Origin of the sequence: Shewanella submarina (genome assembly GCF_042646185.1) — a bacterium.
Classification (GTDB): Bacteria; Pseudomonadota; Gammaproteobacteria; order Enterobacterales; family Shewanellaceae; genus Shewanella; species Shewanella corallii.
Window position 1 is genome coordinate 981,488 of record NZ_JBHRTD010000018.1, and the last position, 26,907, is coordinate 1,008,394.

23 protein-coding genes are annotated in these 26,907 nt (G+C 52.3%); 9 read left to right on the top strand and 14 right to left on the bottom strand.

What is annotated here, in order from left to right:
• The first annotated feature begins 1 nt into the window (after position 1).
• From lpxB to tilS, 4 genes are all read left to right on the top strand, one after another.
• Positions 2–1,150 carry a lipid-A-disaccharide synthase gene (gene lpxB, locus ACFOE0_RS21415; RefSeq protein ID WP_248934567.1) on the top strand — a complete coding sequence of 383 codons (1,149 nt, stop codon included), beginning with the start codon at positions 2–4 and terminating at the stop codon, positions 1,148–1,150.
• A gap of 18 nt (positions 1,151–1,168) precedes the next feature.
• Complete coding sequence (gene rnhB, locus ACFOE0_RS21420; RefSeq protein WP_248934568.1) at positions 1,169–1,795, top strand: ribonuclease HII; 627 nt, start codon at positions 1,169–1,171, stop codon at positions 1,793–1,795.
• 175 nt (positions 1,796–1,970) lie between these two features.
• Entirely contained in the window at positions 1,971–5,444 is a 3,474-nt protein-coding gene (gene dnaE, locus ACFOE0_RS21425; protein WP_248934569.1) for a DNA polymerase III subunit alpha, read from the top strand.
• Positions 5,444–6,787: a tRNA lysidine(34) synthetase TilS gene (tilS, locus tag ACFOE0_RS21430; RefSeq protein ID WP_248934570.1), complete on the top strand. Its 1,344-nt coding sequence runs from the start codon at positions 5,444–5,446 to the stop codon at positions 6,785–6,787. The genes dnaE and tilS overlap by 1 nt, the downstream gene beginning before the upstream one ends.
• A gap of 2 nt (positions 6,788–6,789) precedes the next feature.
• Here the strand turns inward: tilS and ACFOE0_RS21435 are convergent, their stop codons facing one another.
• Positions 6,790–7,680 carry a GGDEF domain-containing protein gene (locus ACFOE0_RS21435; protein ID WP_248934571.1) on the bottom strand — a complete coding sequence of 297 codons (891 nt, stop codon included), beginning with the start codon at positions 7,678–7,680 and terminating at the stop codon, positions 6,790–6,792.
• 176 nt (positions 7,681–7,856) lie between these two features.
• On the opposite strand from ACFOE0_RS21435, the gene ACFOE0_RS21440 reads away from it, so the two are divergent.
• Positions 7,857–9,803: a monovalent cation:proton antiporter-2 (CPA2) family protein gene (locus tag ACFOE0_RS21440; protein ID WP_248934572.1), complete on the top strand. Its 1,947-nt coding sequence runs from the start codon at positions 7,857–7,859 to the stop codon at positions 9,801–9,803.
• A 4-nt stretch (positions 9,804–9,807) separates the two neighbouring features.
• On the opposite strand, the gene ACFOE0_RS21445 is transcribed toward ACFOE0_RS21440, so the two are convergent.
• Complete coding sequence (locus tag ACFOE0_RS21445; protein ID WP_248934573.1) at positions 9,808–10,413, bottom strand: TetR/AcrR family transcriptional regulator; 606 nt, start codon at positions 10,411–10,413, stop codon at positions 9,808–9,810.
• 124 nt (positions 10,414–10,537) lie between these two features.
• On the opposite strand from ACFOE0_RS21445, the gene ACFOE0_RS21450 reads away from it, so the two are divergent.
• The 3 genes from ACFOE0_RS21450 to ACFOE0_RS21460 are packed head-to-tail and all read left to right on the top strand — an operon-like array spanning position 10,538 to position 13,601.
• Complete coding sequence (locus ACFOE0_RS21450) at positions 10,538–11,380, top strand: virulence protein (protein ID WP_248934574.1); 843 nt, start codon at positions 10,538–10,540, stop codon at positions 11,378–11,380.
• Positions 11,380–12,540 carry a BamA/TamA family outer membrane protein gene (locus ACFOE0_RS21455; RefSeq protein ID WP_248934575.1) on the top strand — a complete coding sequence of 387 codons (1,161 nt, stop codon included), beginning with the start codon at positions 11,380–11,382 and terminating at the stop codon, positions 12,538–12,540. The genes ACFOE0_RS21450 and ACFOE0_RS21455 overlap by 1 nt, the downstream gene beginning before the upstream one ends.
• Positions 12,540–13,601 carry a DUF4056 domain-containing protein gene (locus ACFOE0_RS21460; RefSeq protein ID WP_248934576.1) on the top strand — a complete coding sequence of 354 codons (1,062 nt, stop codon included), beginning with the start codon at positions 12,540–12,542 and terminating at the stop codon, positions 13,599–13,601. Before ACFOE0_RS21455 ends, ACFOE0_RS21460 begins: the two co-directional genes overlap by 1 nt.
• A gap of 4 nt (positions 13,602–13,605) precedes the next feature.
• Here the strand turns inward: ACFOE0_RS21460 and ACFOE0_RS21465 are convergent, their stop codons facing one another.
• Positions 13,606–14,016, bottom strand: a complete 411-nt coding sequence (locus tag ACFOE0_RS21465) for a winged helix-turn-helix transcriptional regulator (RefSeq protein WP_248934577.1) — start codon at positions 14,014–14,016, stop codon at positions 13,606–13,608.
• A gap of 116 nt (positions 14,017–14,132) precedes the next feature.
• Here ACFOE0_RS21465 and ACFOE0_RS21470 point away from each other — a divergent pair, with 116 nt between their 5' ends.
• Positions 14,133–14,675: a redoxin domain-containing protein gene (locus tag ACFOE0_RS21470; protein ID WP_248934578.1), complete on the top strand. Its 543-nt coding sequence runs from the start codon at positions 14,133–14,135 to the stop codon at positions 14,673–14,675.
• Between the two features lie 2 nt (positions 14,676–14,677).
• Here ACFOE0_RS21470 and ACFOE0_RS21475 read toward each other — a convergent pair whose 3' ends face one another.
• From ACFOE0_RS21475 to ACFOE0_RS21525, 11 genes are all read right to left on the bottom strand, one after another.
• On the bottom strand, positions 14,678–15,847 hold the full coding sequence (locus ACFOE0_RS21475) for a patatin-like phospholipase family protein (RefSeq protein ID WP_248934579.1): 1,170 nt from the start codon (positions 15,845–15,847) through the stop codon (positions 14,678–14,680).
• A gap of 159 nt (positions 15,848–16,006) precedes the next feature.
• Complete coding sequence (gene azu, locus ACFOE0_RS21480; RefSeq protein WP_248934580.1) at positions 16,007–16,459, bottom strand: azurin; 453 nt, start codon at positions 16,457–16,459, stop codon at positions 16,007–16,009.
• 195 nt (positions 16,460–16,654) lie between these two features.
• A complete protein-coding gene (locus tag ACFOE0_RS21485) occupies positions 16,655–17,389 on the bottom strand; it encodes a DUF2076 family protein (protein WP_248934581.1) in 735 nt (244 codons plus the stop codon).
• 245 nt (positions 17,390–17,634) lie between these two features.
• Positions 17,635–18,096 (bottom strand): FKBP-type peptidyl-prolyl cis-trans isomerase, encoded by a 462-nt coding sequence (locus ACFOE0_RS21490; RefSeq protein ID WP_115135108.1) that lies wholly within the window; start codon positions 18,094–18,096, stop codon positions 17,635–17,637.
• Positions 18,097–18,329: 233 nt separating this feature from the next.
• A complete protein-coding gene (locus tag ACFOE0_RS21495; RefSeq protein WP_115135106.1) occupies positions 18,330–20,039 on the bottom strand; it encodes a proline--tRNA ligase in 1,710 nt (569 codons plus the stop codon).
• 124 nt (positions 20,040–20,163) lie between these two features.
• Positions 20,164–20,805 carry an acyltransferase gene (locus ACFOE0_RS21500; RefSeq protein ID WP_248934582.1) on the bottom strand — a complete coding sequence of 214 codons (642 nt, stop codon included), beginning with the start codon at positions 20,803–20,805 and terminating at the stop codon, positions 20,164–20,166.
• 96 nt (positions 20,806–20,901) lie between these two features.
• Entirely contained in the window at positions 20,902–21,168 is a 267-nt protein-coding gene (locus tag ACFOE0_RS21505) for a DksA/TraR family C4-type zinc finger protein (RefSeq protein ID WP_248934583.1), read from the bottom strand.
• Between the two features lie 125 nt (positions 21,169–21,293).
• Positions 21,294–22,019, bottom strand: coding sequence for a tRNA (N6-threonylcarbamoyladenosine(37)-N6)-methyltransferase TrmO (tsaA, locus tag ACFOE0_RS21510; protein WP_248934584.1), 726 nt, complete (start codon positions 22,017–22,019; stop codon positions 21,294–21,296).
• Between the two features lie 41 nt (positions 22,020–22,060).
• Positions 22,061–22,447, bottom strand: a complete 387-nt coding sequence (gene rcsF, locus ACFOE0_RS21515; RefSeq protein WP_115135100.1) for an Rcs stress response system protein RcsF — start codon at positions 22,445–22,447, stop codon at positions 22,061–22,063.
• Positions 22,448–22,513: 66 nt separating this feature from the next.
• Positions 22,514–23,779: an amidohydrolase family protein gene (locus ACFOE0_RS21520; RefSeq protein ID WP_248934585.1), complete on the bottom strand. Its 1,266-nt coding sequence runs from the start codon at positions 23,777–23,779 to the stop codon at positions 22,514–22,516.
• A 15-nt stretch (positions 23,780–23,794) separates the two neighbouring features.
• Positions 23,795–26,863 carry an amidohydrolase family protein gene (locus ACFOE0_RS21525; RefSeq protein WP_248934586.1) on the bottom strand — a complete coding sequence of 1,023 codons (3,069 nt, stop codon included), beginning with the start codon at positions 26,861–26,863 and terminating at the stop codon, positions 23,795–23,797.
• Positions 26,864–26,907 lie beyond the last annotated feature (44 nt).

Genomic DNA, 26,907 nt, shown 5'->3' on the forward strand with positions numbered 1-26,907 from the left:
TATGACAAGCAAAGCTAAACCGCTTGTTTTTGCTATGGTCGCCGGAGAAGTCTCCGGCGATATTTTAGGTGCAGGTTTAGTCAAAGCACTTAAGCAAAGACACCCAGACGCCAGGTTTGTAGGTATTGGCGGCCCTCGCATGGAAGCCCTTGGGTTCGAATCTTTTTACGCTATGGAAGAGTTGGCTGTGATGGGGATTGTTGAAGTCCTGTCCCGGTTACCTCGTCTGCTGAGCGTCCGCAAAGGCCTGGTTAAACAAATTCTGGATATCCAACCCGACTGCTTTATCGGTATCGATGCGCCCGACTTCAACCTGGGTGTCGAGCTTAAGCTGAAGCAGGCCGGTATCAAGACAGTTCACTATGTCAGCCCATCAGTCTGGGCCTGGCGTCCAAAGCGTATTTTCAAAATCGAAAAAGCCACCAATATGGTGTTGTCTTTGTTGCCCTTTGAAAAAGCGTTTTACGATAAATATCAGGTGCCCTGTACCTTTGTCGGCCACACTCTGGCGGATGATATTCCCATGGAGAGCGACAAGGCAGAAGCCCGCAAGCAGCTTGGACTGGATCCTCAGGCTGAGTACCTTGCGATTCTGCCCGGTTCCCGTGGCGGCGAGCTGAAGATGCTGGCGGAGCCTTTTGTGAAGGCGGCGAGCCTTCTCAAGCAGGAGTTTCCCGATGTCCGCTTTATCACCCCTTTGGTGAACGAATCCCGCAGGCAGCAGTTCCTTGAAGCCCTTAAAGCTCATGCGCCGGATCTGGAAATCCATCTGGTGGAAGGCCAGTCCCGTGAGGTAATGACAGCCTGTGATGCTATTTTGCTGGCTTCAGGCACTGCTACACTGGAAGCCATGCTGGTCAAGCGTCCTATGGTAGTGGCCTACCGGGTGGCGCCTATGACTTACCGGATTGCCAAGCGTCTGATGCAAATAAACAGGTATTCTCTGCCAAACTTGTTGGCCGGCCGTGATCTGGTTCCTGAGCTTATTCAGGCTGACTGTACGCCTGAAAAAATTGCCGCCGCTGTTGGCAATATGCTCAACAATGACAACAGAGAATTGCTCGATTCCTTTACCGAGCTTCATCAACAGATTCGCTGCAATGCCAGTGAGCGTGCAGCCGATGCTGTGATGGCTTTGATTGAATCCTGATTTGGATCTGGTTTATCTATGGCTGTATTAAAAAATCTGACACCTGAGCAGGCTGCTGTACTCTCATCTGGTCTGGTTGCAGGTGTTGACGAAGTCGGCCGTGGCCCACTGATTGGTGATGTAGTGACTGCTGCGGTAATTCTTGACCCGGCTAACCCCATCGCCGGTCTCAATGACTCCAAAAAGCTGAGCGAGAAGAAGCGCGACGCGCTTTATGGCGAGATTATGGAGAAGGCGCTGGCCGTTAGCGTAGGGCGTTGCAGCCCGGCGGAAATTGATGAGCTGAATATTCTGCACGCCACCATGACGGCGATGCAGCGTGCAGTGGCCGGTTTGTCTATCAGGCCGGAAAAGGTATTGGTGGACGGTAATCGTACGCCTGATTTTGGCCTTCCTGCTGACGCAGTGGTGAAGGGTGACGGTCTTGTCGCTGCTATCAGTGCTGCATCCATTATCGCCAAAGTAGTGCGTGATAAAGAGATGGAAGCGCTGGATGCCAAATACCCTCAATATGGTCTGGCCAAGCACAAGGGCTATCCGACCAAGGCGCATTTTGAAGCGCTGGCAGAGCATGGTGTACTGCCTGAGCACAGGCGCAGCTTCCGCCCGGTGCGGGAGTGGCTGGAGCAGAACGGCGGAGTTTGAAAACTTTAGCTGATGAAAGTAAAGGTGACCTCAGAGTCACCTTTTTTGTTTCCTGCCAAACACAGACTCCGATGTAATTATCTATTCGGCAGGATCGGTTTTCCGCTTTGGGACCATGCAGCTTCATGTTATCTTTCTCTTTTGAAATTCAGATACTCAAGTCGATTTTTTCGCCATGTCCCAGCCTCGTTTTGTTCACCTCCGCTGTCACTCAGATTTCTCCATGTCCGATGGTGTGGCAAAAGTCAAACCTATCCTGGGCAAGATTGAAGAGCTGGAAATGCCGGCTTTTGCCCTGACAGATCAGAATAACCTCTGCGGTCTGGTGAAGTTCTACAGTGGCTGTCATGACAAGGGTATCAAGCCCATTATCGGTGCCGACTTCAAAATGATAGTCCCCGGCATTGAAAAGGAGTTCTGCTCCCTGACAGTGCTGGCGATGGATAACACAGGCTATCAAAACCTGACCGACCTGATCAGTCGTGCCTACTTGCGTGGCCATATCGACGACACTGTAGTGATCGATCAGGAGTGGTTGATTGAGTATGGGGAAGGCCTGTTACTGCTCAGCGGCGGTAAAGACGGTGATATCGGCAAGGCGTTGTTGAAGGGCAACAAAGGTCAGGCCGTAGCACTGGCGCAGTTTTATCAAACTCACTTCGCGGACAGATTCTATCTTGAGCTGCTGCGTACCGGCCGGGCCGATGAAGAACGTTATTTGCACGCTGCGGTAGAGCTCGCCGGTGATGTGGGCTTGCCGGTTGTCGCCACCAACCAGGTGGTGTTTTTGACCCCGGAAGATTTTGAGGCCCACGAAATCCGGGTAGCTATTCACGATGGCTACACCCTGGCCGATCCTCGTCGTCCAAAGAAATACAGTGATCAGCAGTACCTCAAAACCGAGGAGGAGATGTGTGAGCTGTTTGCCGACATCCCTGAAGCGCTGCAAAACACTGTTGAAATCGCCAAGCGTTGTAACGTCACTGTGCGCCTGGGCGAATACTTCCTGCCAAACTTCCCAACCGGTGAGATGTCCATTGAAGACTATCTGGTTCACGTCTCGGAAGTGGGTCTGGAGGAGCGTCTTGAGTTTCTGTTCCCTGACCCTGAAGTCCGGGCCGAAAAGCGCGGTGAGTATGACGAGCGTCTGGATGTGGAGCTAAAGGTTATTAACCAGATGGGCTTCCCCGGATACTTCCTTATCGTTATGGAATTTATTCAGTGGGGTAAGGATAACGGCATTCCTGTAGGTCCAGGCCGTGGCTCGGGTGCCGGGTCATTGGTGGCCTACGCCCTTAAAATTACCGATCTGGATCCGCTGGAGTTCGATTTGCTGTTCGAACGATTCCTGAACCCTGAGCGTGTATCCATGCCCGACTTCGACGTTGACTTCTGTATGGATCGCCGGGATGAGGTGATTGATCATGTGGCCGAGCTGTATGGCCGGGAAGCGGTATCTCAGATTATTACTTTCGGTACCATGGCGGCGAAGGCGGTAATCCGCGACGTGGGCCGGGTACTGGGCCATCCCTATGGCTTTGTGGATCGCATCTCCAAGATGGTGCCAGCCGAGCCGGGGATGACCCTGGCCAAAGCGTTCGAGGCTGAGCCTGGCCTGCCTGAGGCTTATGAGGCTGATGAAGAAGTTCGCGACCTGATTGATATGTGTCGCAAGCTGGAAGGCGTGACCCGAAACGCGGGTAAGCACGCCGGGGGCGTGGTAATTGCGCCTACCAAGATCACCGACTTTGCCCCCTTGTATTGCGATAGTGAAGGTAAGTTCCCGGTTACTCAGTTCGACAAGAACGACGTGGAAACTGCCGGTCTGGTTAAGTTTGACTTCCTGGGTCTGCGGACCCTGACCATTATTGACTGGGCGCTGGGGATGATTAACCCGCGTCTGGAGAAGGCCGGCAAACAGCCGGTCGATATTGCCGCGATTCCTTTGGATGACAAGACGTCGTTCAAAATGCTGCAGCGCTACGAAACCACAGCTGTGTTCCAGCTCGAATCCCGGGGTATGAAAGACCTGATTAAGCGTCTTCAGCCCGACTGCTTCGAAGATATGATCGCATTGGTGGCACTGTTCCGCCCAGGCCCTCTGCAGTCAGGCATGGTAGATAACTTTATCGAACGTAAGCACGGTCGTGAGGAGATCTCCTACCCCGATGCCACCTGGCAACACGAGAGCTTGAAGCCAATTCTGGATCCCACCTACGGCATTATTCTGTATCAGGAGCAGGTGATGCAGATCGCCCAGACCCTGGCAGGCTACACCCTGGGTGGTGCGGATATGCTCCGCCGGGCAATGGGTAAGAAAAAACCGGAGGAGATGGCCAAACAGCGGGGTACCTTTGAAGCGGGCTCTGTGAAGAACGGCGTCGACGGCGAGCTGTCGATGAAGATCTTCGATTTGGTGGAAAAATTCGCAGGTTACGGTTTTAACAAATCCCACTCTGCAGCCTATGCATTGGTGTCCTATCAGACGCTTTGGCTCAAGGCTCACTTCCCGGCAGAGTTTATGGCGGCAGTAATGTCCGCCGATATGGATAACACAGACAAGATTGTGACCCTGGTGGATGAGTGCGAGCGTATGGGCTTGCCGCTGCTGCCACCTGATGTGAACAAGGGCCTGTTTAAGTTCACCGTAGATGAAGAACAGAATATCGTTTACGGCATTGGCGCCATTAAAGGTGTGGGGGAGGGCCCGGTAGAGTCCATTCTTCATGCCCGGGAAGATGGCCCGTTTAAAGATCTGTTCGACTTCTGTGCCCGGGTGGACCTGAAAAAACTCAACCGCCGTGTGATTGAGCGTCTTATCCGCGCTGGCGCACTGGATACTCTGGGCCCCCACAGGGCATCTATGATGGAAACCCTGCCGGAAGCGATGCGCGCAGCAGAGCAGCATGCCAAGGCCAGCGCCATCGGTCAGAGTGATATGTTTGGTTTGCTCAACAGCGAGCCGGAAGATACCAAACAGCAGTTTGTAGAGTGCGTACCCTGGCCGGACAAGGTGTGGCTTGAAGGTGAGCGCGAGACCCTGGGTCTGTACCTCACGGGCCACCCCATCAATCAATATCTGAAGGAGTTGCGTCAGTACACTTCTGGCCGTCTTAAAGATATTCACCCAACAGAGCGGGGCAAAACCGTGAAAGCCGCCGGCCTGGTGATTGCTTCCAGGGTGATGTTGACCAAGCGCGGTTCCAAAATGGGGCTGGTGACTCTGGACGACAAGAGTGCCCGTCTGGAGTGCATGCTGTTTACTGAGGCGTTTGAGAAATTTGGTCATCTGCTGGAGAAGGACAGGATCCTGATCTGCGAAGGTGAGGTCAGTTATGACGACTTCTCCGGCGGTAACCGTATGACTATCCGCAATATGATCGATATCAGCGAAGCCCGCAGTCACTTTGCGCTGGCGCTGGAAGTGGATATGGATGGTACCAGGGTATCACCGGACTGGTTGCAGCGTTTTGGTGGGGTGCTGGATCCCTGGCGCAACGGGGCGGTTCCTGTGGTGATCAACTATGCCAGGGAGCAGGCCTCAGGCCAGTTCCGGCTGGGAGATGAATGGCGGGTAAATCCAAGCGATGAATTGGTGCTGGAGCTGCAGCAGATGATAGGTCCGGACAAGGTCAGGATCCTGTTCTGATGCCGGTACTGATTGCTGACAGCCTGGAAGCCTTGGCTCCCAAGCCTGGTACCCGGGTTTTGCTTGGATACAGTGGCGGCGTGGATTCAGAGGTGCTTGCCTGTTTATTGGGGCAATACGCAGCTGCTCATCCCGAAATAAACTGTACTCTGGTGCACGTACATCATGGACTCAGTCACAATGCCGAGAGCTGGGTGCAACACTGTGAAGCCCGGGCTGCCCATTATGGCCTTGAGTTCAGGCTTTGCCGGGTTACTGTTGATCAGGGACCCAGAACCAGCCTGGAAGCAGAGGCGCGTAAAGCCAGATATCAGGCAATCAGTCAGTTGATGAAGCCTGGTGATATTTTATTGACCGGTCATCATCAGGATGACCAGCTGGAAACCCTGCTGCTGGCACTGAAGCGGGGCCAGGGTCCCAGAGGGCTGGCGGCGATGGGTAAATGCCAGCCTTTCGATAAAGGCTGGCAGGTGAGGCCGTTATTGGACTGTAGCCGCCAACAGATCGAAGCATTTGCTGCCGCCAACCAGCTGACCCATATTCAGGATGAGAGTAACTTTGACACCCGTTTTGACCGCAATTTTCTGCGTCAGGATATTATCCCTCTGTTGAAATCCCGTTGGCCCCAGATAGCCCATACCGCCGCTCGCTCAGCTTCCCTTTGCGCCGAGCAGCAGTTGGCACTGGATGAGGTGGTCAGCGACAGGCTCACTGGAATGGTGTGTGATACCCCCTGGGGCAAGACGTTGGCCCTGGACGAGCTTGCCAGGCAGGCACCTCACTGGCAAAAACTGCTGCTCAGAGCCTTTATCGAACAAAGCGGTTTGGAATTGCCCTCTCAGGTGCAGCTGGAGCAGGCGCTGCAGCAACTGCTTGAGGCCAGGGAGGATGCGGGGGTTGAGCTCAAATTTGCAGGGGCAGTAATACGACGATTTGCCGGTGGCATTTACGTAACGTCCAACCAGGCTCTGATGACTCCCGGCCAGCTGACGCTTGAAAAGGGATTGGAGCAGGTGAGTTACGGCGCCTTTTTGTTGACGCTGAACTCAGCCAGTGAAGGGCCCAGAGTCAGGTGTGGTAAATCCGAAGAAGAGTGGCAGTTGGCGACTATGGCCGGGTTTGGGATAACCGGAGCCACGCGCTGTCACCCTCACTTCCGTGATAAAGGGCGAGAGCTGAAGAAATGCTGGCAGGAGGCGGGGGTTCCGCCCTGGATCCGTCAGCATCTGCCACTGCTCTTTATCGATGGGCAGTTGGCTGCGGTGCCCGGTATCTGGGTTGAAAAATCGTTTCTGGCCAAATCGGGTGAAACCGGGGTAAGTCTGGCGCTGAGCGTTGAATAAACTCAGCCTGCCAACCTGTAACCGTTACGCCCCGCTTTTTTCGCCTTATAGAGTGCCTTGTCCGCACTGCGATACATACTGCTTAAATCGTCATTTATCTTGTATTGGGTGCCACCGAGGCTGGCACTGACCTGATAACCGGACAGGACTCTGTGACTTTGCAGCCTGGCCATAATGCGCTCACAGAGTAATGCACAGCCCTGTCGGTCGCCTTCCACCAGAATCACAAATTCATCCCCACCCAGCCTGAAAGCCTGATCACTGCTGCGAATTGTGGTTTGCAGCAGTTTTCCGAATTCTGTGAGTACCAGATCGCCGGTTTCATGACCATAGTTGTCATTGAGCTGCTTAAAGTTGTCCAGATCCAGAATCAGCAATGACATGGGGCTTTCAGAGCGGGCAGCCCGGCAAATTGCCTGATTGACGGTACGCTCGAAATCTCTGCGATTGCCAAGGCCCGTGAGGCTGTCGACTGTGGCCTGCCTGCTAATCTCGGCGAATACCAGCGCATTGGACATAGGCTGCTGTAACAGAAACTCCAGTTGTGTCATAAATCGCATCTGCGAAGCACTGACAGGCTGATACAGGTAATACTTGAGAATGCCGGTTTGTGCTCCCCATACGAATGGGCGGGGCAACACCACTGAGCCCTGCTCACCCCATTCAAGCAGGGTGTCATTAAAGCTGAGTTGCAAGCCGGAAAGCGGCAATTGTTTGCCGGCCAAAGCGGCAAAGGTATCGAATACATCTTTGGGCTCGAGGCTGGCATGCAAGTACTGCAGGGAGCTGAGCAGTTCTGCCTGTGGAGGCATCATGCCGCTGTGCATCTGGTAGATGCGCCCTGTTTTTGCTTGATTGTCAGCGTAAACTTCTGTTGTATTGCCATATGCCATTGTGAAATCCTCACTCTTTCCGGATTCTCCCGGGATATTGCCTGGATTTAAAGCAATGTCTGTGCCGATACGCTTGTTGATTAAATTTGTCTTTGTTTGTCATTAGGTTAATCTGGAAGTAATCACACCATAAATTCATTTGGTTTACTGGTGTCAGCTTTTTGACCGGAGAAATGATGGAGCACGGATACCTCACCCCACTATTATTGATGCTGCTGATCGCCATTGGCTCCATCGCCCTGTTCAGGCGCCTGGGGTTACCGGCGATATTGGCGTATTTGTTGACCGGGGTGGTCAGCGGTCCCAGTGGTTTCAATTGGTTCTCTCAGGCACAAATGCACTCGGTTGCCGAGCTGGGTGTGGTGCTCTTGATGTTCAGTCTGGGGCTGGAGTTTTCCTTGCCGAGGTTATGGGCCATGCGCCGCACTGTGTTTGGTCTCGGCAGCGCCCAGGTGTTGGTAACCTCGGCAATCAGTGCCTGTATCGCTCTTTACTACGATCAGAGCACAGCCTCCGCTATCGTTATCGGTGCTGCTATTGCCCTCTCTTCTACCGCTATTGTGCTTAAGCTGCTCAATGAACAGGACTGGCTCAGACGTCGCCATGGTGAATTGTCGGTCAGTGTGCTGCTGTTTCAGGATATCGCTGTTGTCCCCTTGCTGATTCTGTTGCCACTGTTGGCCACGGATGGTGAAGCACTGGCACTGCAGGATATTTTTTACGGTCTGCTTAAGGGCACTGTCGCCTTTGTGGGCTTGATGGCGGCGGGCAAGTGGCTGTTGCCGAAATTGTTTGATGAAATTGCCAGGGCCAGATCCAGTGAGCTGTTTGTTCTCGCTACTCTGGTGGTCGCTCTCAGCACAGGTGCCTTTACCCAGTGGATGGGCATGTCTATGGCGCTGGGTGCCTTTATGGCGGGTATGTTGCTCGGTGAAAGCCAGTATCGTCGTCAGTTGGAAGCCGATATCCGGCCATTCAGGGATCTGCTGATGGGGCTCTTCTTTATCTCCATTGGTATGTTACTGGATTTCCAGTTGGTGATGGCTTACTGGTGGCAGATCCTGCTTTTGCTGTTTGCCGTGATTGTCGGTAAAGGCATGGTGGTCTATCTGCTGCTGCGTTTTTCCGGTGAGCCAATTCGCAACGCCGCCACGTCAGCCATGACTTTGGCTCAGGTGGGTGAGTTCTCCTTTGTGATTCTGGCATTGGCCGTTAACTATGAGTTGCTGGACAAACAGGTCAGTACCCAGTTGGTGATGGTGGCTGTGGTATCTATGGCAATTGCGCCCTGGCTGGTCAGGCACAGCGCTGAAATTGGTAAGCGTATGCAGGCCAGAGTGGACAATAATCTCGATGATGAACCTGAGTTTCCGGTTGAGGTTTCCAAGGACCTGGTGATTATTCTGGGTTACGGACGGGTAGGGCAGACTATCGCCCGTTTTCTGAAGATTGAAGCCATTCCCTATCTGGTGCTGGATATGGATCCGGCACGGGTGACGGAAGCAAGGAATGGCGGTGAGCCTGTTTACTATGGTGATGCCTGTAAGGCCAGTATTCTCAAGCAACTTGGGATCCGCGATGCCGGTATGTTGGTGGTCACCTTTTGCGATTCCCGGGCGTTGGAAGAAGTTGTCCATATGTGCCGGGACATGGCTCCTGAGCTGAATATTCTGGTGCGTACCCGGGATGATAAGTCCCTTGACCAGCTGGAGCATGCCGGCGCGACTCAGGTGATCCCTGAGTCTCTGGAAGGCAGTTTGATGCTGGTTTCTCAGGTGCTCTACAAGTGTGGTATTCCCCTGTCACGTATTCTTAAGCGGCTGGAGTCTGAGAGGCGCAACCACTATCGTTATCTTCATGGCTTTTTCAGTGGCGTGGAATCCGATTTCACACTGGAGCAGCTGCATGCGGTATCACTGCCCGAGGGTGCCAGTGTGGTAGGCAAACGTATTGGTGAGCTGCCCTGGGAGAAACTCAGAGTCGAGCTCAGGGCTGTTCGTCGTGACGGCGCAGAAGTTGAACAGCCCAGCAAGGAGTGGTTGCTCAAGACGGGTGATATATTGCTGCTGCAGGGCAAGCCAAGAAGGGTGGAGAGGGCAGAGCAATATCTGCTGCAGGGATAACGGTTTATCCCTGAGTGGCGCCATAGGCCCGGCAAAAGACGTTGGCTATCTCTTGCAGTAGTTGATTGGTTTCCTCCCCTGAGGAAAGGGCGTCGCCTGTCAGTAATCCGGGCCAGATTACCAGACCGCTGAACATGCCTTTCAGTAGCCTGGCCATCTGTGGGTAGTCGTGATTATTGAGTGCGCCTGCCTGCCCGGCCTGCTGTAACCAGAGCAAAAAGCTGTTGTCGCCTGCATAAATCTCAGTCAGTAATTGTCGCGCCATCTCAGGTTGTCTGAGCAGTTCCACGACTATCATCCGCAGCACAGGCAGACTGTAGGTGTCGCTGTGGAGCTTGAGCTCATCATTCAGCAGTGCCAGCAATTGGTCATGAAGTGACTGATTTTTGTCATACTCCTTAAACCCCTGAGTATGATTTCGTTGATGAAGACGACTCAGAACAGCGCTGAACAGCGCCTCTTTACTTTCGAAATGTCGGTACAGTGTGCGTTTGGATACGCTGGCTCTGGCACTGATTGCATCCATACTGGTGCCATCAAATCCCAACTCCAGGAACTCTTTTTCAGCGGCATCCAGAATGTCGAGGTGTTTGATTTCAGATAGTTTCATTGCGGGCGCCCAGGTAAGAAGTGGCGAGAATATCAACACATCTCACAAATGTACACTCTGAGGTTTACTTTTGTGCGCCAATACATAAAATTCTGCCATTCCATCAGTTTCAGAGTGAAAAACCATGACCGGCGTACGATATCTGGCATGTGCTGCAATGATTTTTGGCAGCAGCAGTGCCACAGCTTTTGAATTACCCCTGTTCGCCGAAGAGGCCAGGGCTCAGGGATACACCTTACCCGAACCTTTTGGTTTGAGTGTTGGCGCCATGCATGTTGAGCAGGGAATAGTTGTAGACAGCATATCTTTGTCGAATTTAGGTGGATTACCAGAGGACTTAATTACACCGCTGGAAGGTGGAGTACAGGATAGCCAGGTCTATACACTTCGAGCGGATGCGTGGTTACTGCCATTTCTCAATGTCTATGCTATCGGTGGGAAAATGACCGGCTCTACTAAAGCGCGCGTAGCTTTTGACTTTGGATGTAAACCTTCACCATTTTGTCCTAAGCCAATCCCATTCGACTTCGAGTTGGATCTAGATGGTTACTTGTATGGTGGTGGCGTTGTTATCGCTGGTGGTGTGGGGAGCTGGTTTACTCTTATAGATGCCAGTCTGACCAAAACCAAACTGACGGTAATCGATGGTGAAATTGACGCCTTTGTGCTGTCTCCACGAGTGGGTTATGACTTTGCTAACAGTGGCCTCCCTCTGCGTGTTTGGATTGGAGGGATGTTCCAGGAAGTGGAGCAACATCTGTCGGGGAAAATTGGAAACCTAGGTCTACCTCCAATTATTGATTCTATTGTGGGAGAAGGTCGCTTTGAGGTTGAGCAGCACCTGAAGACACCATGGAATACTCTGGTGGGTTTCCAATATCAGTTCGCCAGAGACTGGTCTTTGATTGGCGAAGCAGGATTGGGTGAGCGTAAAAGCGCTATGTTGTCCATGGAATATCGCTTCTGATGCAATCCGGTTTTTACATCAAGCAGCTGGCCACAGGGCTGCTGCTTTCCATCGTTTTGTTGCTGAGTGGCAACCTGCTTGCTGCTGAACATGCCGATACTGCGAAAGATAAAGGTTGGCTGGATACTCTGCTCGAAGAGCTGGGGGCCAGCGAGCAGTTGGAGCTGGATAAAGGGATAGACTGGGGCGTGTTACCTGGGCCTTTTGTTAATCCACTGCAGGGCTTTGGTATTGGTGTGGCCGCCATTGGCTTGTACTCACCAAAAGGTCGGCAAGAGAGCACCCAGATTTCGACGCTGGGGATTAAATCCTATGTGTCCACTTCAGGTTCTTATGGGCTTGGAGTCGAGAATCGTACCTATCTTGGGGATGACAGCTGGCGTCTTGAGCTGGATGGCTGGATCAGTGAGTCTCCCAGAGATTATTGGGGAATTGGTATGCAGGCTGCTCAGCAGCCTGTAAACAAAACTGCGATCGAGGCCAGTGTCCTGGAGCTGTCTCCCCGGGTGGCTTATCGCTTGCTGCCTAACACCTATGCCACCCTTGGCTGGGAGTTGCAGTCCTACCGGGATATGAGCGCTGACGGCCCGGCGTTGTCTCCTGCCGAATTGCAGGACACCGATATTTCCGGCATCAGCCTGGGGTTGGCCTATGACAGTCGTGATTTTGCCCCCAATGCCTGGGAAGGCGTTCTGGTGAGTGCCAAATATGATGACTACACCGCTGTCATGGGGTCTGACCGTAACTTCCGGCGCCTGACCCTCAACTATCGTCAATATCAAAGGCTGGCACCATCACTGGTGTTGGCCTGGGAACTGTTCGGTCAGGGAGTGGAAGGGGATGTGCCCTGGTTTGCGCTGTCTGAAATGGGACGTGATGGACGTATGCGCGGTTATTATCAGGGGCAGTACCGAGACAGATACCAATTCAATGGTCAGGTGGAGCTGCGACAGCAACTGACCGAGCGCCATGGCCTGGTGTATTGGGCCGGGGCTGGCACTCTGGGGCAGCAGCGCAGTGAACTCCTCCATGGCGAGTGGTTGCCGACTTTCGGGGTAGGTTACCGTCTGGCTTTTAAGCCCAGAGTGAATGTCAGGTTTGACCTGGGGCTGGGCAAAGACTCCAGCGGTTTTTATTTTCAGATTAACGAGGCATTTTGATGTTAGGACACAGGCTGCTGATTGGCTTGACGCTGTTGTTAATGCTTCCCAACTTTGCCAAAGCGCTCGAAGCGCCTGCTGGAGTACGTCCCTGCTGTGCATTTGGTACAGATTTAAAGGCGCAGGTTGGCGGCGTGCCGGTTCCCTTTTTCTCTCTGGAAAATCTGGTGGATGCCGGGCAGTTTGGCAGCCATGTCTATAACGATGGCAGTCAGGGCGTAGCAGGCAGTTTGTTGGGAATCGCTGATGAGCTCAACGGTTTGATCTATACCCGCCGTGGCGGCTTTATTGATATTGCCCATGTGCGTGATACCGCTGACTATACCTACTACCTGTACCACGAGCTTTGGCCTTACATTGGCAGTGAACATACCCTGACATTACCCGCTGAGCTCCGGCAGCGTCGGGTGGTGATGCGTGCCGATGATGTTGTGCATGATAATGACAGCAAACGTCAGCAAGGTATAAAGCTGGCGGGTATGCTGGCTTTCCAACTGGCACAATGGCATGAAATTGCCCAGTGGTTTGGACTCAAGTCTGTCAGTGGCTGGTCTGAGCTGGCGTCAGCATTTTCACCGGAAGACCTTTACTCCAATATGCTCGGGGCCAGGTTGGCGATTCAGGTGCTGGAGCAAACTCCCACAGCCAGTGTGAAGGAGTTCAGTAGTGCATTTGAAGTGGCGCTGGATGAGGCTTTGCAAAAACTGGGGGAAGTCGAGAAGGCTGAAACCCAAAGACGCATCAGGGCGCTGGATGGCGACTGGTGGGACAGCGACAAGCGCCTGCCGGAGAAGTGGGTGCTGAGAAAGCGGGACTATCATCTTGGTCTTGAATTGATGCCCCATGCAGCTGAGGCACCGACGCCGTTAACGCTGGAAATCAGTCAGTATGGCGAGTTGCAACTTTTACCTGGTGGCAGTGAATCATCCTTCAAGACCCTGCCAGCATCATTGCGTAAAATGCCAGTGTGGCGTGGCAGTGACTTTCAATCTCTGGCTGACTTCGCCAGAGGGCAGGACTTGAATATCCGGAGCGATGCGGATATTCGCCTCGGACAATAACGGGCTATTTACCGTCATCCATTACCCAGTCTTTGAGTTGATTCAGAATTGACAATAGCGACTGCCCCCTTGGGGTGATCCTGTAGGCGACTGCAATGGGCTTATCACTCAACACATGGCGGCTGATCATGCCATCAGCCTCCAGTTCTTTCAGTCTGGCATCCACTATCTTTTTACTGGCTCCTGGGACCTGCCTGCACACCTCATTAAACCTGAGCCCTTCTCCCTGCAAGTGCCACAGAATCGAAGCCTTCCACTTACCACCAATCAATCGCATTCCCTGCTCAATAGGGCAGGGAGCGTCACAACTCAGGGTGATAGCTTTAGTTGCCGGCAGTGGTGTTGGCTGGCTCTGATAACTCTCGGTTCGGGATTTTTGCAGGGCGATGGTGTTGGCAAGGCTGGCGTCGGGCATGGGTATCTCCAGGTAACCAAAAGTAAACCGGTTGAGTTTGATAATAGCTGAGTACACTATTTCATCATCTGTTAAACCCAAAGATCCAGTGAGATTTTTGTATCGGGAGAATTTAAATGGATTGGCAAAATAAACTGCCTGCTGGCGCTAAATACCCACAACATACTCTGCGAACCCTGTCCGGTGAAGCGTTAACCCTGGGCGCGCCAAGGGGAGATGCCGATTGGCAATTAGTGGTGATCTATCGTGGCAGACACTGCCCTTTGTGTACCCGTTACCTGAATGAGTTGGAAGGCTTTCTGCCCCGTCTGCATGCCCTGGGCATTGATGTGGTTGCCGCCAGTGGCGATAGCCAGTCCCAATTGGAGGAGCATATGAGTCGCCTGCAGGTGAGTTTCCCGCTGGCATATGGGCTGAGTGTGGCGCAGATGCGGGAGCTTGGTGTGTACATTTCAATTCCCCGCAGTGAGCAGGAAACCGACCATGAATTTGCTGAACCCGGCCTGTTCGTGGTCAATGAACACGGCACAGTGCAGGTGGTAGATATCTCCAACAACCCTTTCGTGCGGCCTCAACTGGAAGCTCTGGTCAGTGGTCTGGAGTGGATACGCAATCCTGACAATCACTATCCAATTCGCGGAACATTTGAGGGGAATTAGGGTCAGCCCGCTGCCCGGGCGGGTAGCGGCGTGACCTTATCCGAGCGCCTGTCAATTTCAAAAAACTGCCTGAGCTCATCCATCTGACACATTGCGTCCTGGTATCCCAACTCAATCAGGGCGCGGGTGTAACTCTTCTCAAACAGCAGATAGGAGACGATACTTGAGTCTGATTCCTGATTGATCCCAATCAGCTTCAGCATACTGCGCACGCCGACAGGCATATGCCGGTAATGTCTGGCCGCTATTACGCTGAGATCTTCGCTGGGTTTAATCACCAGAGTTTCTATCGGCTTGAGAGGTAACTTATCCCGGCTACTTTCGGGGATATGAGCCAGGGTTGAGTTAATGCGCTCCAAACGTTCCAGATCGCTGTTAAGGGTATCCGAGAAGATGGTGTCCAGCAGGTGTCCTGCCAGGGTTGCCGCTTTGGGATGGTGGGGCAGCTCTTTACCCTGATGCTTGTGAGGGCTGTCCAGATTGATCACCATGACCTTTCTTGCCCCTAAATGAATAGGGCTGGACAGTGGTGCCAGCTGGTGGACCGAGCCATCGCCAAAATAGTGTTGTCCCAGCCTGATGGAGGGAAAAACCAGTGGGATTGCGGCACTGGCCAGCAGGTGTTCCGTATTCAGTTGGGTACGCTGACCTTCACGTCGTGCTCTCTGCCAATTGGCAATTTCCTCATTGCCCTGGAAGAAACTGATAGAGCCGGAGGTGTTATAGCTGGAAGTATCGACACTGATGGCCCGCAGCGCTCCCCTGGCAATGTTGCGATCAATGCGGCCAAAGTCGATCAACTCATTCAGCAGTTTTCGCAAAGGGTCATTGTTAAACAGGCTGGGCGCTTCGGTATTAACCTGATCATCCTGAAACACCCTAAGTCCCATGCCAAGCAGGTGGCTCAGCAGATGTTTGACGGATGTATCATAGATATTTCTTGTCACCATATGGCGCCAGACCCAGTCGAGCTTACGTACACCAAGGTGAAAACAGGATGCGTGGGTTGCGATTGAGGTTGCGTTGATAGCTCCGGCAGAGGTGCCGCAGACAATATTAAAGGGAATACCATGATTACGTGGATAGCATTGTACCAGGGCCTTAAGCACACCCACCTGATAAGCTGCCCTTGCACCACCGCCGCCTAATACCAACGCTATATTGGCTGCCATCCAGTCCCCTTAACCCCATCACTAACACAATCCCTATACCTTTAATTAAGGCGTTGAGTTGGATAAAAATCAAGAGTTAACAGTATCTGTATGGCAGGCAATAACGGTAGAAGGATAATCAAACATGTCGATATCCTTCAGGCATGTCCGGCGTTGTCCTCAGGTTAACTGCAACTTGCCCTGCATAATGGCCCAGTGCCCGGGGAAAGAGCAGAAGAAACTATAGTCTTCACCTTTTTTCAGTGCGCTGGTATCGAATGTGACACTGGTACTGGCACCACCGCCGATAACATCAGTTGCGGCAATGACTCTGGCATCATCTGGCTTGATAAAGGCGTTGTCTGCCCCGGCGCTCATTCCGTCGGTGGCAACTGCTGACATATCGGCCGTTTTGGTCAGTACCCAGTTATGGCCCATAACACCCGCGGGCAACTGACCCGTGTGCTTGAGGGTCAGTGTGACCTGCTGGCAGCTGGCAGGAACACTCAGTTCCTTGGTATCAAATTGCATGGCATCATTGGCAGAAATGCTGATATCACATTCATCGGCCAATGCAGGCAATGCCCAGAATACTGATGTAACGGCCAGTACTAAGCGGGTAACGGGTGTCATAGGTGTCCTCCATCCTGTTTCGTTAAATTGATACCAAACCACCCTAACACAAATGATAATCGTTATCATTAATTAATTTAAGGATGAGCTTATGTATGGAGCTCAGGCAATAAAAAACCGGCCCTGAGGCCGGTTTTTACTCATTCTGTAACATGAAGAGGTCAGCAGAATGATAGAGATATAGGCTTGGCGCGCTTAGAAATCGTCGTCGCCGCCGAAATCATCACCGCCAAAGTCGTCGCCACCGCCGAAGAAACCTGAGTTGGTATCGTCGTTATTGGCAAACATATCATCGCCGCCGAAACCTGTGTCTGAACCAAAGCCGGTGTCATCAGCACCGAAGCTTGTGTCAGAACCAAATCCGGAATCTGTGTACTCTGAGGCAAATCCGCTGTCGCCACCCAGGAAGCTGCTGTCAGCTCCTGTGTCGGCTGCTGCTGTGTCAGCACTGGTATCAGCTGCGGCATCTGCCGCACTGTCAGTAGCTGCATCGGCAGCAGCATCTGCCGAGGCCGTTTCAACCTGAGCTTCGTCACCAAACAGCATATCGCTGATCAGGTGACCGGCTACCATACCGGCAGCCACGCCTGCAGCAGTTTGCATAAAGCTGCCAAACGCACTTGGCTGGTTAACCGGTTGAGGTGGAACCGGAGCAGGACGTGAGCCACCGAACATCTTGCTCATGGCACCACGCTGGGATTCATTGCGGTAGTACTCCGCGTTCTGCTCCAGATAGTCATTCTTTTGTTTCAGCTCTTTCAGAGCCATTTCCTGCACCAACACTGCCTGAGTCAGTTTGTAAACTGCATCCTGCTGGCTGGCAATTTCAGAGGCGATCAGTTGCTCAGCGTCGGCGTCCTTTGGTTTATCAGGACTGCTTTGTAATTTGCGGGCGACATTCTGGATCAGATCTTTCTCTTGTGGGGTCATTGTCTGGTTACCTTTTTCATCTATTTGGTGTTGTGAGTCACGATCGTTTTTGATCTTTGTTCCCCCGGACTCATATATTTCCGGATTATATCGGTTTTAAGGTAACTGCAAAGGCTCAGAACGGGAGTATGAATGAGAATTAATATATGTATAACTTATTGTTTTATTGGTATTTACCTATTTTTATTTAAATAAACAAAAAGCCGGCATATTTGCCGGCTTTAAGTCACTGTGCCATTGGCAAATTAATGCACGTGGCCGTGTTCAATCTCTTCTTCAGTGGCGTCACGCACTTCACGAACCACACCTTTAAAGGTGAGGGTTTTACCTGCCAGTGGATGGTTTGCATCAACAGTAACGATATTGTCGTCGCTGATATTGGTCACTGTAACCTGGAAGTTTCCGTTGGCACCCTGAGCGGTAAAGGACATGCCGACTTCGACCTTCTCTACGCCCTGAAAAGCATCCATAGGGACTTCCTGAACATTGTCCGGGTTGTGCTCACCGTAAGCCTCAGCAGGTGACACTGTTACTTCGAACTCATCGCCAGCCTGCTTGCCGTTCAGAGCCTGTTCCAGACCGGGAATGATGTTACCTGTGCCGTGCAGATATTTCAGGGGTTCACGGCCCTCAGAGGTGTCAATAAGTTGGTTGGCTTCGTCTGTCACACTGTAGTCAATGGCGACAACTTTGTTGTTTTCAATCATGGGGCCGTCCTTTGGTTCGGCATGAATTTGTGCAGCCTTATCAGATAAATGCACAAGCAAATATCGCTGCCCGGACGCGGCGAATTTTTCGACACGTGGTGACATGCTAACATGTTGAAACTTGGTGATGAAAGGGTAACCGGGGAATAACTTACACAGACGGGGTTGCACTGTTGCCGTAAAACAAAAAAGCACGCATTGAGCGTGCTTTTAGGTAAGTGGAGTAATCCGGATTAGATATTGCCTTTGATAAAGTCAACAATCTGATCGAATGGGATCTCCTGCTTCTCGCCGGTGCGGCGGTTTTTGTACTCGAATACACCTGCGTCGATGTTGCGATCACCAATCACGATAGTGTGTGGGATACCAACCAGCTCCATATCGGCGAACATCACGCCTGGACGCTCTTTACGGTCATCAAACAGTACATCGATACCGGCAGCGGCCAGGTCGGCATACAGTTTCTCTGCGACTTCAGTCACACGGTGAGACTTGTGCATGTTCATTGGCAGAATGCCCACCTGGAAAGGTGCGATGGCAGCTGGCCAGATGATACCGCGGTCGTCATGGTTCTGCTCGATAGCGGCAGCAACGATACGGCTTACGCCCACACCGTAGCAACCCATGATCAGGGTCTGAGCCTTGCCGTTTTCATCCAGCACAGTCGCGTTCATGGCAGCAGAGTAGTTGGTGCCCAGCTGGAAGATGTGACCCACTTCGATACCACGGGCAAAGGCATAGGTGCCCTGACCGTCAGGTGTGGTTTCACCCTCAACGACGTTACGGATATCAGCGGCCTGTGCCAGTGGCAGGTCACGTTCCCAGTTTACGCCGAAGAAGTGCTTGTCATCTTCGTTGGCGCCCACGACAAAGTCGCTCATCACAGCGACCGCGTGGTCGATGTAGACAGGGATGTTCAGGCCAACAGGACCCAGAGAGCCACAGCCAGCACCCAGTGCGTCACGGATTTCACCTTCGGTGGCGAATTCCAGTGGTGCAGCAACCAGTTCCAGCTTGTCAGCTTTCACTTCGTTCAGTTCATGGTCACCACGAACCACAACCGCCACCAGAGGAGCTTCTTCGGTACAGCCGCGAACAATCAGAGTCTTGGCGGTTTTCTTGATATCCAGACCAAATTGCTCAACCAGCTCTTCGATGGTTTTGGCATCAGGAGTATCAACCTTACGCATCTCTTCAGTTGCAGCCTGGCGGGTTTCAGTCGGCATTGGCGACTCGGCCTTCTCGATGTTGGCGGCGTAGTCGCTGCCGGTAGAGTAGGCGATCAGGTCTTCACCACTGTTGGCCAGTACGTGGAACTCGTGAGACACGCTGCCACCGATAGAGCCGGTGTCAGCCAATACAGGACGGAACTCCAGACCCATGCGGGTGAAGATGTTGCTGTATGCCTGATACATGGCGTTGTAGGTGTCGTCCAGGGTTTGCTGATCCAGATGGAAAGAGTAAGCATCTTTCATCAGGAACTCACGGGAGCGCATCACACCAAAACGTGGACGAACTTCGTCACGGAATTTGGTCTGGATCTGGTACAGGTTCAGAGGCAGCTGTTTGTATGAGCTGACTTCTTTACGCACCAGGTCAGTGATCACTTCTTCGTGGGTTGGGCCCAGTACGAAGTCACGGTTGTTACGGTCGGTAAAGCGCAGCAGTTCAGGACCAAACTTGTCCCAACGGCCTGTCTCAACCCAGAGATCACCCGGCTGAACCATAGGCATCAGGATTTCACAGGCGCCGGCCTTGTCCATCTCTTCACGAACAATAGCTTCAACTTTGCGCAGTACGCGCAGACCTGTGGGCAGGTAGCTGTATAGACCTGAAGCGTTGCGACGGATCATACCGGCGCGCAGCATTAGCTGATGGCTGATTACTTCTGCGTTTGCAGGGGTTTCTTTCTGTGTAGATAGCAGGTATTTGCTGACTCGCATTACCAAATAGTCCCAATGTGATTTGAATGGGCGACATTTTATCACTTGGCAGGCACTTGTCACCTGCAGAATCTAGATAGGACCTGCATTTCAGCAATTCTCAATGGGTAAAAGTTAATCTGCTTCAGTTGCCTTGCTGATGGAACAACGCCAGCTCTGGTTTATCCCGCCTGTCTCCGACGATTCGCATGGGGTTTCCCACAACAATTGCCCAATCCGGAACATCTTTACTGACGACACAACCCATACCGATAACGGCGTGGTCCCCTATGTTGACGCCATCAACAATACCGGCCTGGGCGCCAATCCACACATCCTTACCGATATTCACCCCAATGGAATGGGATTTTTGCTTATAAATCGCATTATTGGGGGCCATGCCATGATTGAATGCGTAGATGGTGACATTGTTGGCGATACGGGTCTGATCGCCTATGGTGATCCCTTTGCTGCCGCCGTCGAAGGAGCAGCCGTGATTGATGGCCACTTCATTACCCAGCGTCAGCGGACCATGTAAAAAGCAGCCCGCAGCTATCATGCACTGATGGCCTGTGGTGATATCCCGTCCGGGCTCGGCAAACAGCTCTGCTTCCGGTGCCACAAAGCAGTTGTCACCAAAACGGACAGTTTCCACCGCGCTGAAATGTGCCTGTACCTGCTGCTGCCAGGGTTGTGCCCAGGCAAGGTGTTTCTCTTTCAATGAGAAATATAGCCAGGGCATCCAGGAAAGACGTTTCTTGTGTTGGGCGCGGTAGTCGGGAGTCATTAGTGGGAAGTCAAATTGGGTTGCAGAGCTGAGAGCTACATTTTATCTGTGCCTCCCAGTTCAGGTAAAGAACAGCGATAACGAGTGAGGTTGGCGCTATCGCAACTGACTGTCTTTACTGCCTCTGCGGTTAAAACTGACAGCTCTTTGCTGCAACTTATCCTGTTCCTGTTGGCACTGGATACACAAACGAACTCCCGGAACAGCAAGCTGTCTTGCCACTGGGATGGGCTCGTCGCACAGCTCGCAATAAGCCATGCTGTCGCCCTGATGTAATTGCAGCCTTGCCCGGGTCACGGCATCGAGAATATCTGAGTCGATTTGATCCTGAACCGCGCCTTCTTTTGCCCAGCCTGAAGCCATAATCTCCTCCTTGCTCATATAGGTCTGAATCAGGAGAAGATTATATTCCTGTTGGAAACAGAGATAATCCCGGGTAAAAGCAATTAACTTTTACCCGCAAGTAATAATCTTGAAGGAAGGAGCGGTTACTGGCTCTGGATTTTTCCCGGTACCAGTTCCAGCACCTGTGCTTTGCCATCCTGCATCTTCCAGAAGATATCCAAATCATACAGGGCAACCTGATACAGCTTGGGGTCTTCCTTGGCCTTTTTGTATGCAGGACGGGGATCCTGAGCCAGTACTGCGCGGATCAGTGGCTCTAGGTCAGGGCTGTGTTCACGCATGCTGTATTTGGTGGTTTGCGTCAGCGCCTGCTGGCTGAATTCCACCTCAATCAGTTCAGGAGCTTCCTGAGCTATCCCCCCCACTGCGCCGTCGATGGCATCGGAGAAAGGGATGTAGGGTTTGATATCGACAATGGGCGTGCCATCCAGCAGATCCATGCCAGAGATCTCCAGACACACTTTGCCCTTGCGCTTAACGATACCGTGCAGCTTTACCACGCTTTGGCCGATACCATTGGGGCGGAAGGTTGAACGGGTCGCGAAAACGCCCATCTTTTCATTGCCGCCAAGGCGGGGAGGGCGGACTGTGGTTTTCCAGCCCTGGGCGAGATTCTCATGGAAGCAAAACAGCAACCACAGGTGGCTGTATTGCTCCAGACCACGAACCGCATCGATGTGATTAAACTCGCCGGCCAACTCGACATAACCTCTGGCTTCCACCAGACCGGGTTGGCGCGGGATCCCGAACTTCTGTTTATAAGGCGTGCGGCAATAGGCTACCGCCTGGATCTGGGAGGTAAAACTCATGGATTAAATGATTCTCAATAATAGGGTCGACAATGCCGACGTTACTCATCTTCCATGACGATGGCCCGGCCGATACAGATCACCCGGGAAAGGCACCCACCTTCGGGGTCCTTGTATTCTACGCAGTTGTTCAGCATCACACCGTTGCCTCCGGCATCAGCTGCTGCCAGACGCATCTTGGTGCGCGCATCCACCGCGGATGCTGGAGGTTCGTCAGCAAAGATCTGACAGGATTCCCCATCAACCATGGCCAGTGGATTAAATGGTCTGGGCGGTGCTACATTCTTTTCAATCAGCGCGACATCACCCGCTTTGAAATACTCATTTACCGCCTTGCCGCTGAGATTGGAATTAAAGGTATAGTCTCCGGCACAACCTGCAAGCAGCCCTGCTGCCAGCATGCAAGAGGGTATTGAAAGTAGTTTCATAGTATCCCTGCCACAATAAAAAACAGCGGACTCATTGTCCGCTGTTGAATGATTCCCGGGGAAATTCTATCGCTTCAGGTACTTTTGATAAAGCTGCCTGTGACGATTATTGAGATCCACCTGACGGCCATCTATATACATGGCTTCGATATTGGCCTCCATGGGATTGAATATATCGCCACTGCTGATAATCAGGCTGGCTTTATATCCCGGCGCAATCGACCCCATTTTGTTTGCTCCCATAATCCTGGCAGCATCCAGGGTGACAGCCTTCAGTGCATCCTGCTTATTCAGGCCGTAGCTAATGCTCTGTCCTGCCGCAAAAGGCAGATTACGGGCATCCCAGTCAGCTCTGAAACCAAAGGCAAAGGGGATGTCGGCCTGTTCCAGCATGGCTGGAATGCGAAATGGCAGGTCAATCGGTTCGTCACTGCGACGGGGCAAGCTGAACACATGGGGATAAATGACAGATGCCCCGGCTTCACTGAGCATTTCCGGCATGCGCCAGGCATCATATCCGCCAACAATCACAGGCTTGATATTATAGTGGCGGGCGATATCCAGTATCTGTTCGATATCACCCTGGTTATCGGCATGGGCAAAGAGTTTGGCTTCACCACTGAACAGCGGCAGCATGGCTTGCCAACGGATATCTGAACTGGTGACCTTGTCTGCCTTTGCTGCCAGGTGATAGCGGTAAGCATCTTCAAATGCACTGTGGATAGTCTGGATATCTGCATCCAGTTGTTCCTGTTGCTTTTTACGTCTCTTTTCATCGCTGGACCAGCGCCAAACCGTTGGCCAGTGCAGATGGATGGCAGCCGGGGTATCCACTTCACCATCGACTATGGTCCAGCTATCCAGATTGACCAGAGTGGATTGACCGGTAAGACCACGTCCCTGAGGAACCACCTGAACATGGGTGATGCCGTTGCTGCGTACTGTAGGGATCAGCTCTGAGTCCGGGTTAAAGGCCACCGAGGCTTTGACTTCCGGATTGAGTTTGCCCACTTCTGCGGTATCCACGGTGGCGCGCACCATGGAAATTTCAGTCAGCCCCAGAAAGGTATTGAGCGCAATCAGGCCCGGATAAACCTGTTTACCTGTCAGGTCGATTACCTGAGCTCCGTCGGCTTGCAGGTCTGAGCCTACGGCGGTGATAATGCCGTTTTCAATCAGAATATCCGTATCTTCCAGGCTGCCAACGGAAACCGTATGCACCAGGGCATTTTGCAACAATATTGGTTGTGACTGGGGAGCGCCCGGCACCATATCATGGGCCAGCGCCGGGGAGGCCATCAACAGGCCAGTCATCATAGCTAAAACTCGCATCTTTATACTTTCCAGTTAGTGATGGTTATGGCCAAGATGGGCGTTCTCGCCCCAGGCATTGTAGTGAGTGTCACAGTGCCATTCCGGCTCCTGCTTATCGGCTGGCAGCTCTCCCTGTTTACGACTGGCCGGGCTGGCGAGCAGTTTCTGGATCAGTGCTGCACGCTCTTCACCCAGAAGGCGGGTTTCCTGCTGATTACGGGTACGGTCAAAGTAGCGCTTGCCGTCTACCCAAACAGCCTGAGTCTTGGCATACACAGACAGGGGATGGGTATCCCAAAGCACCAGATCCGCTTGCTTACCTTCTTTAATCGAACCGACCTTGTCACCGACTCCCAGCTGTTTTGCAGGGTTGATGGTGATCATATTGAGGGCATCGGTTTCGCTCATGCCACAGTACATCACAGACTTGGCCGCTTCCTGATTCAAACGGCGCTGCATTTCATAATCATCTGAGTTGATGCTGGTCAGCACTCCTTTGTCATTCATCAGACAGGCGTTTTGCGGAATCGCGTCATATACCTCAAATTTATAGGCCCACCAGTCAGAGAAGGTAGATGCCCCGGCTCCCTGAGCAGCCAGTTCGTCAGCCAGCTTGTAACCCTCAAGCACATGGGTAAAGGCCGCAATATCAAAGTTATATTCCTCAGCCAGCTGCAGGAACATCAGGATCTCTGATTGCACATAGGAGTGAATATGAATATCCCTCTGGTCCTTCAAAATTTCGGCTACCGCCTGCAGACGCAAATCCGGCTTGGGTTCCAGAGTTTTCCGCTGGCTTGAACGGCGTAACTTGTCATAGTCAGCTCTCGCCTTGTCATGCTCCATTGCCGCATCGAAGGCATCACGGAACAGCGACTCAACCCCCATACGGGTTTGCGGGAAGCGGGTAGTAAATTGGTCACCCCAGTTGCTTTGTTTAACGTTTTCACCCAGAGCGAACTTAATGGCAGAAGGTGCACCTTTAAACTTCAGTGATGAAGCGTCTTCGCCCCAGCGCAGTTTAATCAGTTGTGCCTGACCGCCAATCGGGTTGGCACTGCCATGGAGCAGTTGGGCTGTTGTCACACCTCCAGACAAAGAGCGATAGATGGCAATGGCATCAGGATCCAGAATGTCGCCGATACGAACTTCAGAGGTGATGGCATCTGAGCCTTCGTTGGTGCCGCCATTGATGGCGATATGGCTGTGCTCATCCACAATCCCGGCGGTCAGGTGCTTACCCTCTGCATCCAGCACTTTATAACCCGATGGTGTTCTCAGAGACTGACCGACTTCCTGGATCTCTCCATCCTTTATCAGTACATCTGCGTTCTCCAGCACACCTTCAGCTTCAGAGGTCCACACAGTCGCATTTTTGATATGCAGTTTTTCTGCCGATGGCAGGCTGCTTAAACCATAGGCGACATTGGGCGAAGTCAGACGACCAACCAACTCAGTGGGCAGTGGTTTATTGTCTTTATCTTCGTCTTCGGCCGTGGAGGAGGTGTTGCGGGTACCGGCGACGGGGGTGATAGCGCCCTTGGCATCGGTCAGCTGGCCATGCAGGCTGCTACCCTTGTTATCATCAAACCAGATGACGAAACGGCCAACACCTTCAACACCGGCTTCGGTAAGGTCAGCACTGAATGACAGACGCTGCCCTTTGAGCACTGGCTTGCTGAGTTTGATCTCCTGCTCACCACCGGACAGCACGCCAGACAGTTTCTTGCCTTGCTCAAGCACGAGGTCAAGCTCCAGGCCATTGAAACTGATCTGATATTCACCAATCAGTGCCTGCTCAGCTCTGGGCTTGAGAATCGTTTCGTCCCCCTGCATCCAGACACTGTAGATTTCGCCATCTTCAAACAGGTCACCTTTGGCGACTACGATATCGGCGATATACCCTTTCTCCAGCTTACCGGCCAGCTCGCTGACGCCGGCAATCTGTGCCGCTTCCGTTGTCAGGGCTGCCAGTGCATCCTCTTTAGTCAGTCCCATATCTACCGCTAACCGCAGACGTTTCCAGAAGGCTTTGGCATCTGTGTCATGCAAGGTTAATGCAAACGGGATGGCTTCAGAGGCCAACAGTGCAGGATTAAACGGTGCCCGCTCCCAGTGACGGAGCTGTTCAAGGGTGACCTGACGCTCGGCGTCACGATCGCTGACATCAGGCGCTTTGGGGAAATTAAGCGGCAGAATAACCGGCGCATTAATCCCTTTTAATTCATTAAGGCGAGCATACTCTTTACCGTTACCCAGCAAAGTAGCTGACAGGGAATGCTCCTGCATTAAGTGACCGGCGCGCAGCTGGCTATTGAGGTTATCTGTGGCAAAAATAAACTGTTGTTGCTCCAGCGGAACCAGATTGCCCCAGGCTGAATTCATAACAAAAGCCGGAGATGAGGCATTAAAGTCATCTTTATCTTTATTGTTTTGATACCAGAGAGTATCGGCAAACGTCTGACGGATTAACGCCATACTACCCATTAGGGAGTTTGGATAATCCATAATAGAAGAGCCCTTGTGAAAGGACATAAAGTGTTTACCCTGGCTTTGGTAAATCACTTCATTGGCTGGTTTTTCCGACAATGACAGGGTGACGCCACGCCCCTGAAATATTCCGTCCAGCTTGGCACTTTGCACTGAGGTAAAGCCATTATTTACCCATTTGGCGGCAGCTGCTTTATTTGGGCTAATGTAGTCGACCCAATCTTTTTCGGCATGAATTGCAGTGTTTCCGGACTTGGCACCTAACTGCTTCACTTCATATACAGGTGGTTTATTGTCAGGTTTTGGGTATTTGAACTCGATACCATAATCAGCGTAGGGATCAATAAATCCCGGATACAAGGTGTAGCCTGCTAAATCCAGCACCAGAGCGTGCTCTGGAATATCATCGTTATCGACAACGCCATATATTTTCTTGCCCTTGACAAGCAGAGTAGCATTTTCTACTCGCTGTTCAGGGGAAATATGAATGGTTGCACCGGTAAGTGCTGTGAGGGCTTCGTTACCTTGGGTCAAAGGAGTTTTGGCTAAAGCAGTCTGGGAAAACAACAACAGTCCCAAAGCCGAATAGCGGGTGACCGGGTTATTTATCATTTTTGTTTTGTCATCCAATAAATAGGGCGGAGGTAGCATGAGCC

What these genes read in the sequence shown, in the direction of transcription:
- ACFOE0_RS21475 (WP_248934579.1), bottom strand. Translation starts at nt 15,847, where the DNA reads ATGGCAGCCAATATAGCGTTGGTATTAGGCGGCGGTGGTGCAAGGGCA.
- azu (WP_248934580.1), bottom strand. Translation starts at nt 16,459, where the DNA reads ATGACACCCGTTACCCGCTTAGTACTGGCCGTTACATCAGTATTCTGG.
- dnaE (WP_248934569.1), top strand. Translation starts at nt 1,971, where the DNA reads ATGTCCCAGCCTCGTTTTGTTCACCTCCGCTGTCACTCAGATTTCTCC.
- ACFOE0_RS21440 (WP_248934572.1), top strand. Translation starts at nt 7,857, where the DNA reads ATGGAGCACGGATACCTCACCCCACTATTATTGATGCTGCTGATCGCC.
- ACFOE0_RS21455 (WP_248934575.1), top strand. Translation starts at nt 11,380, where the DNA reads ATGCAATCCGGTTTTTACATCAAGCAGCTGGCCACAGGGCTGCTGCTT.
- ACFOE0_RS21525 (WP_248934586.1), bottom strand. Translation starts at nt 26,863, where the DNA reads ATGATAAATAACCCGGTCACCCGCTATTCGGCTTTGGGACTGTTGTTG.
- ACFOE0_RS21465 (WP_248934577.1), bottom strand. Translation starts at nt 14,016, where the DNA reads ATGCCCGACGCCAGCCTTGCCAACACCATCGCCCTGCAAAAATCCCGA.
- ACFOE0_RS21520 (WP_248934585.1), bottom strand. Translation starts at nt 23,779, where the DNA reads ATGCGAGTTTTAGCTATGATGACTGGCCTGTTGATGGCCTCCCCGGCG.
- rcsF (WP_115135100.1), bottom strand. Translation starts at nt 22,447, where the DNA reads ATGAAACTACTTTCAATACCCTCTTGCATGCTGGCAGCAGGGCTGCTT.
- ACFOE0_RS21460 (WP_248934576.1), top strand. Translation starts at nt 12,540, where the DNA reads ATGTTAGGACACAGGCTGCTGATTGGCTTGACGCTGTTGTTAATGCTT.
- ACFOE0_RS21485 (WP_248934581.1), bottom strand. Translation starts at nt 17,389, where the DNA reads ATGACCCCACAAGAGAAAGATCTGATCCAGAATGTCGCCCGCAAATTA.
- ACFOE0_RS21470 (WP_248934578.1), top strand. Translation starts at nt 14,133, where the DNA reads ATGGATTGGCAAAATAAACTGCCTGCTGGCGCTAAATACCCACAACAT.
- ACFOE0_RS21495 (WP_115135106.1), bottom strand. Translation starts at nt 20,039, where the DNA reads ATGCGAGTCAGCAAATACCTGCTATCTACACAGAAAGAAACCCCTGCA.
- ACFOE0_RS21435 (WP_248934571.1), bottom strand. Translation starts at nt 7,680, where the DNA reads ATGGCATATGGCAATACAACAGAAGTTTACGCTGACAATCAAGCAAAA.
- ACFOE0_RS21500 (WP_248934582.1), bottom strand. Translation starts at nt 20,805, where the DNA reads ATGACTCCCGACTACCGCGCCCAACACAAGAAACGTCTTTCCTGGATG.
- ACFOE0_RS21490 (WP_115135108.1), bottom strand. Translation starts at nt 18,096, where the DNA reads ATGATTGAAAACAACAAAGTTGTCGCCATTGACTACAGTGTGACAGAC.
- rnhB (WP_248934568.1), top strand. Translation starts at nt 1,169, where the DNA reads ATGGCTGTATTAAAAAATCTGACACCTGAGCAGGCTGCTGTACTCTCA.
- tilS (WP_248934570.1), top strand. Translation starts at nt 5,444, where the DNA reads ATGCCGGTACTGATTGCTGACAGCCTGGAAGCCTTGGCTCCCAAGCCT.
- ACFOE0_RS21450 (WP_248934574.1), top strand. Translation starts at nt 10,538, where the DNA reads ATGACCGGCGTACGATATCTGGCATGTGCTGCAATGATTTTTGGCAGC.
- ACFOE0_RS21445 (WP_248934573.1), bottom strand. Translation starts at nt 10,413, where the DNA reads ATGAAACTATCTGAAATCAAACACCTCGACATTCTGGATGCCGCTGAA.
- ACFOE0_RS21505 (WP_248934583.1), bottom strand. Translation starts at nt 21,168, where the DNA reads ATGGCTTCAGGCTGGGCAAAAGAAGGCGCGGTTCAGGATCAAATCGAC.
- lpxB (WP_248934567.1), top strand. Translation starts at nt 2, where the DNA reads ATGACAAGCAAAGCTAAACCGCTTGTTTTTGCTATGGTCGCCGGAGAA.
- tsaA (WP_248934584.1), bottom strand. Translation starts at nt 22,019, where the DNA reads ATGAGTTTTACCTCCCAGATCCAGGCGGTAGCCTATTGCCGCACGCCT.